Annotated in this window: 12 protein-coding genes; 5 read left to right on the forward strand and 7 right to left on the reverse strand. The window is 66.2% G+C overall.

The window, feature by feature from the left end; translation table 11 throughout:
* Positions 1-52 precede the first annotated feature (52 nt).
* On the reverse strand, positions 53-1,093 hold the full coding sequence (locus STRNI_RS01750; protein ID WP_277410353.1) for a ParB/RepB/Spo0J family partition protein: 1,041 nt from the start codon (positions 1,091-1,093) through the stop codon (positions 53-55).
* Between the two features lie 1,444 nt (positions 1,094-2,537).
* Between STRNI_RS01750 and STRNI_RS01755 the strand changes: the two genes are divergently transcribed.
* From STRNI_RS01755 to STRNI_RS01765, 3 genes are all read left to right on the forward strand, one after another.
* Positions 2,538-3,017: a helix-turn-helix domain-containing protein gene (locus tag STRNI_RS01755; protein WP_159483614.1), complete on the forward strand. Its 480-nt coding sequence runs from the start codon at positions 2,538-2,540 to the stop codon at positions 3,015-3,017.
* 80 nt (positions 3,018-3,097) lie between these two features.
* Positions 3,098-3,631, forward strand: coding sequence for a hypothetical protein (locus STRNI_RS01760; protein WP_266446873.1), 534 nt, complete (start codon positions 3,098-3,100; stop codon positions 3,629-3,631).
* Positions 3,616-4,848 (forward strand): MAB_1171c family putative transporter, encoded by a 1,233-nt coding sequence (locus tag STRNI_RS01765; RefSeq protein WP_277410354.1) that lies wholly within the window; start codon positions 3,616-3,618, stop codon positions 4,846-4,848. The genes STRNI_RS01760 and STRNI_RS01765 overlap by 16 nt, the downstream gene beginning before the upstream one ends.
* Positions 4,849-4,927: 79 nt before the next feature.
* Here the strand turns inward: STRNI_RS01765 and STRNI_RS01770 are convergent.
* Positions 4,928-5,745 (reverse strand): IS5 family transposase gene (locus STRNI_RS01770; protein WP_277410303.1). Its coding sequence is split into 2 segments (ribosomal slippage): positions 4,928-5,403 and positions 5,403-5,745, totalling 819 coding nucleotides; the frame shifts between segments, so codons are not numbered across the junction.
* Between the two features lie 788 nt (positions 5,746-6,533).
* Here STRNI_RS01770 and STRNI_RS01775 point away from each other — a divergent pair.
* A complete protein-coding gene (locus tag STRNI_RS01775) occupies positions 6,534-7,574 on the forward strand; it encodes a vWA domain-containing protein (protein ID WP_277410355.1) in 1,041 nt (346 codons plus the stop codon).
* 550 nt (positions 7,575-8,124) lie between these two features.
* Here STRNI_RS01775 and STRNI_RS01780 read toward each other — a convergent pair.
* The 5 genes from STRNI_RS01780 to STRNI_RS01800 all read right to left on the reverse strand — a co-directional run bounded on the left by STRNI_RS01780 (position 8,125) and on the right by STRNI_RS01800 (position 12,942).
* Positions 8,125-8,700: a hypothetical protein gene (locus STRNI_RS01780; RefSeq protein ID WP_277410356.1), complete on the reverse strand. Its 576-nt coding sequence runs from the start codon at positions 8,698-8,700 to the stop codon at positions 8,125-8,127.
* A gap of 105 nt (positions 8,701-8,805) precedes the next feature.
* The gene (locus STRNI_RS01785; protein WP_277410357.1) at positions 8,806-9,051 is read right to left on the reverse strand and encodes a hypothetical protein; all 246 of its coding nucleotides are present in this window, start codon (positions 9,049-9,051) and stop codon (positions 8,806-8,808) included.
* A gap of 55 nt (positions 9,052-9,106) precedes the next feature.
* Complete coding sequence (locus STRNI_RS01790) at positions 9,107-9,772, reverse strand: TetR/AcrR family transcriptional regulator (protein ID WP_106431001.1); 666 nt, start codon at positions 9,770-9,772, stop codon at positions 9,107-9,109.
* A 234-nt stretch (positions 9,773-10,006) separates the two neighbouring features.
* Positions 10,007-10,954, reverse strand: a complete 948-nt coding sequence (locus STRNI_RS01795) for a glycosyltransferase (RefSeq protein ID WP_277410358.1) — start codon at positions 10,952-10,954, stop codon at positions 10,007-10,009.
* Between the two features lie 713 nt (positions 10,955-11,667).
* The gene (locus STRNI_RS01800; protein WP_266446852.1) at positions 11,668-12,942 is read right to left on the reverse strand and encodes an MFS transporter; all 1,275 of its coding nucleotides are present in this window, start codon (positions 12,940-12,942) and stop codon (positions 11,668-11,670) included.
* A gap of 119 nt (positions 12,943-13,061) precedes the next feature.
* Here STRNI_RS01800 and STRNI_RS01805 point away from each other — a divergent pair, with 119 nt between their 5' ends.
* Positions 13,062-13,514: a winged helix-turn-helix transcriptional regulator gene (locus STRNI_RS01805; protein ID WP_274740759.1), complete on the forward strand. Its 453-nt coding sequence runs from the start codon at positions 13,062-13,064 to the stop codon at positions 13,512-13,514.
* The last annotated feature ends 121 nt before the right edge of the window (positions 13,515-13,635 follow it).

Below are 13,635 nucleotides of genomic sequence, written 5' to 3' on the forward strand. Positions count from 1 at the left end.
CAGCCTGCCGGGAACGCGAATGGCACGTGGCCGTCGGGCTCAACCCGACTCCTCATCCCAGCGCTTCATGACTGCTGGCTTCAACCTCCCTCGCAAGACGCAGCCACTGCTCGGCGCAAACCCGCGCGGCCTGGGCCACCGCTGGAGCACGATGTCCCGGCACACCGGCAGCCAGCCTGCACCACTTGCTCTCGTCCACGAGGGCATGGATCCTCAACAGCTGCGCCAGGCAACGGCCCGCCTCTGTCCGCATAGAGGGGTCCTTCGCGATCTGGCGCAGTACGAAGTCGAGGTCGGGCGGTGAGGTGTGCAAATGGGCATGGCTAGAATCTGCAGGCCTCTCGTCGATGGCGGTTGGCCCGGGTTGAGTCCGGGCAGCACTACGCAGCCTCGGTGGCAACGGGTCCTTTCCGGCACGCACCCGGTCTCTTACATCTTTCGCCGTGGCGATGCTGACCCCGGATTCTTCGGCAACCTCCTTGAGGGTGCTACCAGGCTTGGCGGCAAGCAGCCGACTGGCACGTATGCGGCCTTCGGCCGGGTTGAGAGGCCGGGAGCGTCCGTCCCTGCCCACCCGTTTGGTCAACTGCTCAGGTTTTTCCGCTGAACGGGGCCGCATACCTGCGACGCTGCTGGCTGCGAGACCGGTAACAGCGGCGATACGCCGGTCCGACCACTGCGGGTGAGAGGCGATGATCCGTGCTGCTGCACAGGCACGATCGGCTCGGCTCAACGGCAGGCCATGCGCCGAATTCAGCTCCACCGCCAGGACGAAGGCGTCTTCCTCATTGCCTTCGAAGAACTGAACCGCGATGCGCTCTTGGCTTCTGAGCGCGGCAGCCCGCAGGCGGTGCATGCCGTCGACAACGCGCATCGTCGAACGGTGCACGATGATGGGCGGAAGCGGTGCATCCGACTCAGCAAGCGCCTCGACATGCCTTTCGTCCTCTCCCGCAATCCTTGGCGAGTGAGAGGGAAGCAACGAGGAGGTGAGCACCATCGCTGCCGGTTTGCGGGCTGAGTCATTTCTGTGATCAAGACTGATCAACCCGTCAGCGATCGTATGGGTCACCTTGAGGGGCAGGTAGGACATCTCGTCACCAGGCCCAAGGGGGCATCCTGTTGCCCGCCTGCGTGACCTGAGGTCCGGCAGTGAGCCCTGGCTCATACCGGGAGGACGGGAGGCGGGACGGTCCGGCGAGCACGGCCGGCGGCGGGGAGACGGAAAGACGTAATCGTACCGTCAGCAAGGCCAAAAATCCCTTCGTCGCGGATTCTCGATGTACGTGCAGATGTACGGGCTGGGACGGGCACCACTGGTCTGGTGAGGGCGGGTCCCGGCCCCCGCAGCGGAGCGCTCAGCCGGTCGTCGCAGACACGCACTCACGGCTGGCGCCGAAAAGGCGAGCACGGCGTGCTTTCCGCTCCGGACAACGGGATGCCCTTCGCCTTTCGCCGGGCCTCCGCCGGGCCGAGCAGCACAGGTTCCACGCTCCCCCAAGAGCTCGTCACACGGCCATGGTTTGCGGTGGCTGAAGCATCGCCGGAAGAACAGGTCGTGGGGCCAGGCAGATGAGGGCAACGTGCAGGTCCGGGCCAGGCGAGGACGCCCCCCGGGCTCCGTCTCGCGAACTCCGTCACAGCGGACAATCGACCGACCACGACGGCACCGGGCTTGCGTGCTGACGTGGGATCGGCAACGTGCCGTGGTGCCCCGGGACTTGGCCTGTCTGTCTCACGCCGTGGAAGTTATCGACGGCCCAGCAGGACCGTCAACTGATATGACACCAGGAACTAGCCATTCGTTCATTCCAGTTGTCGATGGACGCCGGGACGTCTCCCTGCCAGCGGTTGCGCCCGTGATCCGGGGGCTTTGGGGCGGCTGCGGCTGCAGCGCCACCGGCCGCCCTATCTGCCGGATGCTGCGGCAAGCAGCCCGAAGGCAGCCGTCCATTCCGCCCTGCCCATACACCCGGGGCCCCTCGCTCACACCTGGGCCGAGCCGGTCCCCGCAACCGCCGCTGCCGCACCCCTCCACGGTGGAGGCTCCTCTCTTGACACCCTGATGTGTTCACCGCCGCCGGTATCCCCGCGGGCATCCGACATGACGAACGGCTTCGGCCGCCAGTCACCTCAGCCGCGCAGGACTGCCCAGCCTTACATCCCGGGCGAAGGTCCGCCCGACACGGCGCGGACCTGCCGGCGCGAGCGGTAGTGCTCCTCCTGCCAGGCCGATAACCCAGCCGGAAGCGTTCACGACGGCAGGGGCCCCACCTGCACAGCCCGCCCTCACCGGAGACCGAGAGTGCCGGGCAGCGGCCCGCCCTCCCCGGCCGGCTCGAGGACATGTGCGCACCCCTCAGCCAGGCCGCCACCCGGGCACCTTGACGAGCAGCCGGGCGCCTCCTCACACGCACAGCAGACCGTGAGCCGGCAGCCGAGGCGAGCGCCCGGAGGGGTGTGCCACTTCTCGCGCATGCCGTCTTCGGGCACGATGTAGGCAGCCCAACACAGGTGCCTTGCATAGGGAGTCGGCGATGAGCGGCCAGGAGGGCATCACGCCCCGGCAGCGTTTGACAGTTGCGCAGAAGCTCGACCACTTGCTCAATCTGCATGCCAAACCGGGCAATGATGACAAGCCGTCCTACAAGACGATGGCAGCGGAAATCGCCGCGCAGTCGGGCGAGACGTTCTCCGCCGCCTACCTGTGGCAACTGCATCGCGGAGAGCGCACCAACCCGACCTTGCGGCATCTCAGCGCTCTGGCAGCGTACTTCGGTGTACCAGTGTCGTACTTCACCGACGACGATGTGGCCCGAAGCGTGATCGACGAGGAAGACCTGGCCCGCCGTGAACTGGACAGGTCCATGGCCGAGGCCGGGGTGAGCGCAGTATATCTGCGCGGCGACCTCACGGCGCTGTCCCCAGAGGGGAAACGGATGGCCGCGGACATGATTCGCCAGATCCGTGCGCTGGAGCAAGGTACGAAAAAACCTCCGTCCCCGCCACGCGCATGAGCCCGCCCGCCGACAGGATGCGGCTCGGTTACAAGGTCATATGTCCTCCTGCCCCGACAATCCCTGGAGATTCGACTGAGATGCGCTGGAGGCGTCTGCGCCGCCGTTGCCGCAAGGTGATCGGCGGCATCCCCTTGCCGGAGCCTTTTTCTGCAGAGGAATTATGTAGCCGGCTCGCAGGGGAACGAGACCGGCCGCTGCATCTGCTTCCGTTTCCGACGCCAACGGCCCCCGGCACCCCATCGGGCATGTGGCTGGTCGCCGAGCGCGGCGATTACATCTTCTACGACTCGCAGACCAGCCTTCTGCACCAAGAGCACATCATCGTGCACGAGATCGGACACATGGTGTGCGGCCACCGGTCAGCGGGTGATGACCAACAGCTTTACCGGATGATCGACATCGCGGACCCGGAGTCCATCCGGCAAGCACTCCCCCGTATCCGGTACTCCGATGAGCAGGAACAGGAAGCAGAGATGATGGCCAGCCTCATCCTGGAGGCTGCCGGCCGCATTCCCGTCCCAACTCTGCCCTCCGGAATGCTCAGCGGGCTGGAGTCCGCCATGGGACTGCGGACGGCCCGGCATCCAGGAGCATCATGGCGCCGTGGGTAGAGACCGCCGGTATATCCGCGCTGTGGGGCGTAGCGGTCGCCCGCGCACCACAAGGCATCCGTGACCGGGAGCAACAGCCCTTATGGTTCGCCACCCTCATGATCGCTCTCGCGATGTCGACGCACCTCGAGCCCGTCACCGCTGCGCTGGCACACGTGGCCCCGAACGCGCACTGGATCGACATGATCACGCATATCTTCGGCATCATCGATGCAGCCGCAGTGTTCTGGTTCATCTGCGGAGCCGCAGGACGACACCGCCACACCATCCTGGTATTCAGTGCCGCGATCACAGTCATCACCATGCTCGTGATCCTGGACACCGGCGCTCCCCCACACGCCCGCAACATAATCACCCCCTCGTCGACGACCCCGAGCGTTCCGGACACCTACTGGTGGCTCTTCTTCTCCTTTCACCTTGTCGCAGACAGCATCTGCGGATTCGTATGCTGGAGTTACGGCCGACCCGGCACACCGCGGTTACTGTGCTACGGATTACGCCTGTTCGGCACCGGCATGCTGCTGGCAGACCTGCTGTGGGTTCTCAAACTCGCATATCTGCAGACACGCTCGGCAGCCATCGCCCCGCTGTTCTCACCTCTCACCGGCATCGAAGCCCTGTTCATAGCAGTGGGGGTGGCCCTTCCCATCCTGACTCAGGCAAGCGACAGCCGACGCGACAGGAGGTCCTACCGAGCACTTGCCCACCTGTGGATGGACCTCACCACCGCCACCCCCGATGTCGTCCTGGGACCGACCCGGCACTTACAGCGCATGGTGATCCCACTTCGACTCCGCCTCTATCGGAGAGTGATCGAAATTCGGGACGCGATGATCGTGCTGCGGAACTACGCCACCCCTGGCGCGCTCCACCTTGCACACCAACACACCACCACCCCATCCGTCCCCTCGCACCTGCGCGACGCTCACTTGACCGCCTGCTGGCTCACCGCCGCCCTCCAGGCGAAACGCAACGGAACGCCCCCACACCCCCAGACGGCTGATCTCACCGGCCCCAGCGCGAACGACCTCACCGACGAAATCAACCACCTCCTTCAGATCGCAGAAGCCTACAAGTCGCCAACTGTTTCTTCTTACAAAGAGTCACTTATCGGCACGCCACAACAAGCGGAAAACAACCATGTTCCTCCCCTCTTCGCCCACCCATCCAACTCATCACCAAAGCAGACATCTGACCCGACACCCCCAACCCACTAAGCCGAAAGACCCAACTCCTCCAACAGCAAACCTCGGACACTACCCGGACCCAACCTCACCCCACGCCTAAGACCGTGTCCTATGTGGTGAGGCGGACGTATCGCTTGTAGCAGCAGATGGCGGCGGCGAGTCCGAGAAAGGCCAGGTAGTTGCGGTGGTCGCGTTCGTAGCGGGGGCTGAGTCTGCGGTAGCCCGACAGCCACGACATGGTGCGCTCGATCACCCATCTACGCCGCCCTAACCGTTCGCTGGACTCGATGCCCTTGCGGGCGATCCGCACTCCAATCCGCTTACCACGCAGCCATTTCCGCAGGTCGGGTCTGTCATACGCCTTGTCGGCGTGCAGGCGCTCGGGTTTGAAGTAGCGGCCGCGGTGAGGGTCGTGTCTCGTTTGGTGACCCTCGACCATCGGCTTCAGCCCTTGGCTGTCGTGGGTGTTCCCCGCCGAGACGCCGACGACCAAGGGCAGTCCGTTCGCGTCCGACAGGATGTGCATCTTGGAACCCGGCTTGCCCCGGTCCACGGGGCTCGGACCTGTGAGTTCGCCCCCTTTTTGGCCCTGACGTGGGCGGAGTCCAGGACCACGCGGGAGACGTCGATCAAGCTGGCATCGTCGAGCCGGTGCAGGATCGCCTCGTGCAGCCGGCCCCACACGCCGGCCCGCGACCAGATCAGAAACCGGCGGTGGGCGGTCGACTTCGATATCCCGAAGCATGGCGGCAACGCACGCCAGGAACAGCCACTGACCAGCACGTAGATGATGGCCGCGAACACCGTTTCATCAGGCGTGTCCTGGGTCCCACCACCCTGCGACCGCACCTTCGACGGCGGGATCAACGGCTTCGCGATCTCCCACAGACCGTCCGGAACAATCCAACTCCACGCACCCCGCCCCATACCGAAGCCAACGACCGCCTCACCACGTAGGACACGGCCTAAGACCGTCCCCGAACCCCTGACAATCAGCACACAGCATGAGATCGACTGCGATCCCTGCGCCCACTCCGCCTCCGCTCCTCAATTGCCGCACGGCCACCAGACCGCACCGCAAGGCGAAGGACCTCCGCATGCCGGTGGAACGCGCAGCCGAACTCCCGGCCGCTGTCGGCCTGGACCTGCCCGGCAGCGAACGGCAGCCTGACCACCACATGATTGATGAACCAGATCGCATCCCCCTGCTCCCTGCACGGGAGATACGCACAACGCCGAGCCGGACGCAGTCATCGATCGCGGAGTCCTGGTAGCAGCGCTTCATTCGGCCCGTCCGGCCGAGGGGCTCGATCAATTTGTAGTCTGCCGGCAGCTGGTGGCCGGGACGCTGCTTCTCACCGCTTCCAGCGGATGGAACGGCGCTTGTGCCGCCGCGAGCCGAGAGTCGGTTGAGACCCACCTTCTTCAGGGTGCGCCACACACCGCCCGAGCTGGCCTCGACGTCGTGCTACGGCGCCAAGTACATCGCGATCCGGCCGTGTTGCGGCGGGACTGTCCGGCGCAGCCACAAGTCTTCCCCACGACGCCTGTCTTGGCTGCATGCGGCACATGGTGCGGTGCGCCAGAGCGGTCCAGGCCCGGATCTTTCCTCGTGGAGCGTCCCGGCGTGGGGGCTGCTCCACCTGGTCTCCAAGGCCGATTGTCAGTGGTGGGTGCGACGATGTGTGCATCGCATCGAAAAAGGGGGAGCGGTCATGTCCGGAAGCCAGAACTACATCAATCACGTTGCTCTTGTGTTGGATGCCAGTTCGTCCATGTCACACCTGAGCCGCAAGGTCGTCGAAGTCGCCGACCAGCAGATTTCATATCTGGCCCGCCGATCGCAGGAACTGGACCAGGAAACCCGCGTTACGGTGTATGTCTTCGCAGACAAGGTGGAGTGCGTCACCTACGACAAGGACGTGCTGCGGATGCCGTCCCTGAAGCAGTTGTACCGGGTTGGTGGAATGACGGCCCTGCTGGCAGCCACACTGAAGTCGCAGAAGGAGCTGGCGCAGACAGCTCAACTTTACGGTGACCACAGCTTCCTGACGTTCGTACTGACTGACGGACAGGAGAACGCAAGTCATCGCTGCCAGGATGCCCCTGCCAGGGATCCGCGTGAACTGGTGGAGGCCGTGGCCAAGATGACCGAGACGCAGGAGGACAACTGGACGCTAGCCGTCCTTGTCCCGGACCAAATGGGCAAGCGCGAGGCCATGCAGTGCGGCTTCCCGAAGGACAACATCGCTATCTGGGACGCCACGAGCACACAGGGTCTGGAGGAGGCCGGCCAGGTCATCCAGCAGGCGACCGAGAAGTTTATGGTCGGACGCTCTCAGGGCATCCGGGGATCGCGGGCGGTGTTCTCCACAGGTGCCGAGACGGTCAACAAGGACACCATAGAGGCAGCCGGTCTCACCCCGGCGAATCCGTCCGAGTACCAGCTGATTCCGGTGGCTCGCGAAGCGACGATCCGGGACTGGGTCGTCGAGTGCGGGCACACTTTCCGTACCGGCTGTGCGTTCTATCAGCTGAGTAAGTCGGAGAAGATCCAGGCACGGAAGCAGATTGCGGTGCTGGAGAAGAAGACGGACCGGGTGTACACGGGGCCGGAGGCCCGGGCCCTGCTCGGCCTGCCGGACATGGAAGCTCGCGTCAAGCCGGACCACAACGACGACTTCACGATCTTTGTGCAGAGCACCAGCGTGAATCGGAAGCTGGTACCGCACACGCGGCTACTGCTGATGAGCTGACGCCTGAAAAGCCCCGACGGTCCAACTCGCGGGTGTCCCCACCCAGGCCGGCCAACTCACCGCGAGGGCTCCCTTCCACATCCTTGTCGGGCTGGTCACCGTTCAGTCCCTCACCGACCTCCTCAGCCGGTGAGGCACTGAACGACTCCGCGGGCCCGGTTCACCGAACGCGACCGGGCCCGCGAAGCCCGGCCCGGCTCCTGGCCTCTCACCACAGACTGCGAGGTGGTAGGCGACCGCCGAGGCCGACAGGGCGGCCACGCCGGCGATTCCGTATATGTAACGGTTCAAAGCGATGGTCGAGTCCTTCGTACCGGCCGACGACACCCCTCTCGCCGGAGCTTCCCCGGCCAGAGGAACGTGCGATGGCGCGTCATGCCTCCAACACCGGATCCGTAGCGCGCTGCCGCACTGGGACGAGTGTTTCCTCTGCACCGAACCAAGGCAATCTTGAGCATTCGAGGTGGCGAAAGCCGCCACCGCCAACTGTGGCGCTCAGTCACGCCCGCACCGCAGGGCGGGCCGCCCTATGGGAGGCCAGGCGGCCCGCTCAACCACGTGTGCGCCCACAGATCAGGTCCGGGCCGAGGTGGCGGTGAAGTACAGCTTCGAGCGGCGGGCAGGGGCCGTGGTTGCCGTGCTTGAAGCCAGTGGAGACGAAAGTCTGCACCGGGTGGTAGGGCCCGCTGGGGGTGCCGGTGGAGTTGGCGCTCAGCGGACGCTCCTGCGGGTGGGCCAGGGCGAAGCAGGCAATCATGATCCGGCGATCGGTAAACCAGTAGTGGTCCTCGATCACCGGATTGGTGAAGTCCAGACCGCGAAAGACAAGCCCGATGTCCCGCTGCCCGTACGGCGCCGAGGCGAGAGCCACCGCGAGCGTGTCGACACTGTCGCCTGTGGCGAGGACCGTTGCCAACTCCCTGGCCCGCCCCCACGGGGGCGGGTCATCGTCCTCGTCCGCCCAGGGCAGGCGCTTGCTCTCCAGGCGAGTGCCCACCAGGGGGTCTTGCCAGCGGGCTTCCCACAGGACGCTGACGTAGGGGAGCTCGGCGTTGGCGCACAGATCGCCCGCAGCCAGCAGCCACGGAGTACGCACCACACGCCTGCGCACCAGATCCACGGCCATCGCAGCGAACGATTCGGCTGCGACCAGCACCGGCTCTGCCGGCGCGACGAACTAGCGCGCGGGCAGGATATGAGGGGTCCGTGGCCACGCAGGCGGCGTGTAGCGTCAAGCGGTATCCCTAGCCGGGATTCGTAGTGGCGGAAGCGGCAGCGACCAGACCGTGGGCGGAACGGGTGCGCTTGATGCCGCCGACTCCGTACCCATGACGGCGACGTCATCCTCGATACCCATGACGGGGGCATCGTCCTCGATCCACTCCAGCACCGCGGCGATGGCCCGCCCGTGCGCGGCCTCGCCACTCTCCGCCCAACAGGCCGAAGTGTCCCGCCAGTTGAACTGGCGAATAGTCACGGAAGATCGAGGCTCAGCGCAGGCCAGCCGGTGTCGGTTCCGGGATGCAGGTGGGTCACATCTCCGGAGCAATGAGGCTACGGAGCAGCGGAGTGGCGATCCGCACGATGTCCTCCACGTCTGCCTCGGCCAGGTCGGGAAGGTGCAGCAGATGGCGCTGGGCGGCGAGACCCATCATGATCGCGCTGAACAATGCGGCACGCAGTCGCGCGTCGGGGGCATCGATGGTGGCGGCGATGTGATCGGTGACTTGCACGGTGAGATGCCGACGCAGCAGCTCTGCCGCTTCGTCGCTCGTCATGCTGGTCCGCAGGAGCACTGCCATGGGGCTGTCCGGATCCGCCGCCCAGGTGTCCAGCATGCTGCGCAGGCGGTTCTCCACCGTCTGGCCGGGGTCGCTGGTGGTGAGTTCGTCGTGGGGGATCTGCCAGTGGACGGCCTCGCGGAACAGGTCCTGTTTGCTGCCGAAATACTGGATTACGGAGGACTTGTCCACGTCAGCTTCGGTCGCGATGGCGCGGATGGTGGCGCGCTCGTAGCCGACCTCCGCGAACTTCCGCCGTGCGGCCGTCAGGATGCGCCGACGTGTGCGCTCACCTTTGCGCTCCGGAAGGGCTGCGTCCTCGGCCGGGCCCCCTGGACCCACTTTCCGCTGCGCTGCCTGTCCGGGCGCATGCACGGCCTGTCCGGGCGCATTCGTCACTGCATCGGCGCAGGTCAAGTCGGCCTCCTTTCCGGTGCCGGTCCTGATGCTACAAGCACCTCCGGGCGGCGCCGAGCACTTGGAGACGGCAGATCGGAAGGCTCCGCAGAGGGAGGAGCCGATGCTGTTGCAGGGTGAGGGCCGGCTCCCACCGCTACTGCACTCCGGCCGGTGGAGTCCCAACGGCCGGAGTGAGAGGCAGCGGTTCGGCGAATCCGTCACCGTGGTGGTGTGCGGAGGAGAGCCGCCGGCTCAGGCGACCAGCGCCGCTGCGTCCTCCACCAGCCGGTTGAGGTCCGGCAGAGCATGGGACCGGCGCTGGAGTCCTTGGGCACGGGACCGGTAGGAGCGGTCCTCCAGTACATTGCGCGCCGCCTCGGCCAGCGAATTGCGGGTGACGTCCTGGACGTCTATCCGCGTCCCGACGCCCAACTGCTGCAGCCGGCCCGCATTGTGGGACTGCTCGGCGAACAACGGCACAGCCACCATAGGGACTCCGGCTGCCAGCGCCTCCCGGGTCCCGTTGAATCCAGCATGCGTAATGAACAGATCGCTGGACCGGAGCAGCAGTTCCTGCTGGACGAACGAGGTCAGATGGACGTTGTCGGGGCGTGCTCCATCCCACTGCCGCGGGTCGCTGTCCGCCCCCAGGGCCACGACACCGGTGACGGGCAGCTCTCCGAGAGTCTCGACGATGGTCTCCAGCAGAGTCTGAGCGCCGCCAGGAAGCCGGGTGGCGTTCGAGCCGAGGGTGGCGAGGACGAGCGGCCGGTCCGTGGAGAGTTGGGCGATATCCGGGTCGAGGGCACCCTGTGCCGACTGGGCAGGGACCTGGTAGTAGCGGGCGCTGGGCAGTCGGCTGTCCGTGGGGTAGAAGTCCTCCGGAACGACTCCGGCACGGAACGCGCGGAACGTGTGCCAGGCGTCGCTGACCGGTGCCAGGCCGAGCTTCCCGCGTTGCCGGTTGAGTTCCTCCGTCACGACGGGATGGGCATAGGGCGCCATCGGCGCGATGTCCAGAGCGCCGTGTGGGATGCCGAGGCATTCCGCCGCCAGATAGCCGCCGTACTCCGTCGACTCGTGGAGGATCAGGTCCGGTTGCCAGCTCCGCGCCACCTCGAGGAGGTCTTGGGCGCCGGCCTCGGCAAGGTGCCCGACGAAGGCCGAAGCGAAGAATTCCGGCGACAGCTCGACGGTCACGGAACCGGCCTTCTCCATGCCCGGCGGGGGCCGGAGCCTACCCCCCTGGAGCGCTTCCCCCATCGACTGGACGTTGGGCAACGTCAACGCAGTAAGTCCGCGCTTCTCGATGTGCTGGACAACTCCGGCTCCCGTGGCGACGGCTACCTCATGACCTGCCTCTTTAGCTCTCTCCGCCACTGGGAGCACCAGGGGGGCGAGGTGCGAATAGATTGCCTGTGCAGTGATGAGAATGCGCATGATGCTCGCTCTCCACGATGCGGTGCAGGCGCCACGGTGTGGGCCCCGCCCCGGACTTCACGGCCGATTTCCCAAAAAATAAACGCTTGTTGAGAATCTATCACTCGCCCTTCGCGCCCCCTTCAGGCCCCTGCAACACCCGCTCGCGCTCGCGTGCTTGCGCCCACGCCCACTGGCTTCCCGCCCGGCAAGGGAGCAGTGGAAGCGAAGCGATCAATGCCGTCTCCCCCACGGCACATCTGAAACCTGCGAAGGAAGTGAGCCGGATTGCCGAGCGCCACGCACCCGCAACCCGGTGCCCTGCGCGCGAGTGGAAGCGAGCCGCCGAACCTCCCCGTCCGACCACCAGGTTCGTGCCGACCTTTCGGGTGCTCGACGGGCGAGGCACACATGGGTGGACGTTTTGCGACCTGAGTGCACCGCCGGGCAGCCGCGTCCCGCCCCGTACCCCTGCCTTTGTTCGGCGAGAACGCTCAGGTTCCGCTGCGAGAGGTCACCTCGGCGGCGGGGTCCGGAGTGCCGTGCCGAGTGAACGCCCACAGCACGAGCCCGAGGCAGCTGAACGTGGCGCCCAGTGCGCATACGGCGCCCCAACCAGCCACCGTGTAGAGGGAGGTCGCGGCGATGGCGCCGGTGGCGCTGCCGATCGAGTAGAAGACCATGTATCCACCGATCAGCCGGCTGCCCGCGTCCGGGTGCAGCGCGTAGATCAGGGTCTGGTTGGTGACATGGACCGCCTGCACGGCGAGGTCGAGAAGGATCACCCCGACGACCAGCGCCCAGAGCGAGCTGCGGATGAAGGCCAAGGGCAACCACGAGACGGCGAGCAGTGTCAGGGCGATGCCGGTGGTCCGCCGGGAGAGTCCGCGGTCGTTCAGACGGCCCGCCGCGGTCGCGGCCAGGGCGCCGGCGACACCGATCAGCCCCAGCGCCCCGATCGCGCTGTGGGGCAGGAAGTACGGGGCCTCGCTGAGCGGCAGCGCGACGCTGCTCCACAGGGTGCTGAAGGCGGCGAAGACCAGCAGACCGAACAGGGCCCGGAGCCGCAGCAGTTGTTCCCGTGCGAACAGGGTGATCGTGGAGCGCAGGAGCTGTCCGTAGCGCAGAGTTGTCGGGGGAGCGTCACTGTGGCGCGGCAGCACTCGGTACAGGACCAGGGCGAGCAGAGCGGTGAGCGAGGCCGAGGCGAGGTAGACGGAGCGCCAGCCCGCGAGATCGGCCATGAGGCCGGATGCGGTGCGGGCGAGCAGGATTCCGATGACCACGCCGCTGGTGACCAGACCGACGACCCGTCCGCGCCCGGCGGGAGGAGCCAGTGATGCCGCGAAGGCCACCAGCGTCTGCGTGACGACCGCGAGAAGCCCTGTCGCGGCCATGCCCACGAGCAGAATCGCCGCCGTGTGGGCTGCGGCCACCACGGCCAGCGCCATCACCAGGAGCAGTAACTGGGCCACGATGAGCCGCCTGCGGTCGGCCACATCGCCCAGCGGTACGAGGAAGAAGAGTCCCAGCCCGTATCCGACATGCGTGAGGGTGACCACGCTGCCGACAACTGCCGGACTCATGCCGAGGTCGTGGCCCATCGTCACCAGGAGCGGCTGGGAGAAGTAGACGTTGGCCACCGCGGCCCCGCACGCGACCGCGAACAGCATGACGACGCCACGGGACAGGACGAACGTGGAACCTTCCCCGCTTTCCCCGCTTCGCGCCTCGGTCCGTCGCGTCACAGCCTCACTTTTGCCGGGCATCAGCACAGCACCCCTCCGCACATCTGGTTTCATCTTGCTACCAACAATGGCGACGGTGACGGTAGCCTTTTAGGTAGCATGTTGCAACCATCGTGAGACTGAGGGACGTGAGGGACGCCATGGTGACCAGGACGCGCTTCGACGACAGCGAATGTCCCGTCGCCCGGTCGGTGGACGCGATCGGCGACTGGTGGTCCCTGCTGATCGTGCGGGACGCCTTCGACGGAAGCCGGCGCTTCGGGGAGTTCCAGCGCAGCCTCGGCGTGGCGAAGAACATCCTCACCGCGCGACTGCGCACCCTGGTCGCCGGCGGCGTCCTCGAATCCGTCCCCGCCTCGGACGGCAGCGCCTACCGCGAGTACGTACTGACGCCGAAGGGCAAGGCGCTCTTCCCCGTCATCGTGGCACTGCGACAGTGGGGCGAACAGAACTTCTTCGCCCCCGGCGAACCACACTCACAGTTGGTAGACCGCCGACAGGGACATCGCCTCCGCGCACTGGAAGTGCTCTCTGCGGACGGACGACGACTGAACCCCGACGACACCACCGTCCACAAGGTCTCCGCCCAGTGATCCGAGCCGGAGTCGACCGCCTTTGTGAAGGCGTCCTTATCGACCGCATGGTGCTGCTCGTTGAGGCCTGCTGCTCCGGTGCTTCCCAGCGGACCGCTGCCCGCCGTCCGCTGCCCGCTGC

Source organism: Streptomyces nigrescens (assembly GCF_027626975.1).
GTDB lineage: Bacteria > Actinomycetota > Actinomycetes > Streptomycetales > Streptomycetaceae > Streptomyces > Streptomyces nigrescens.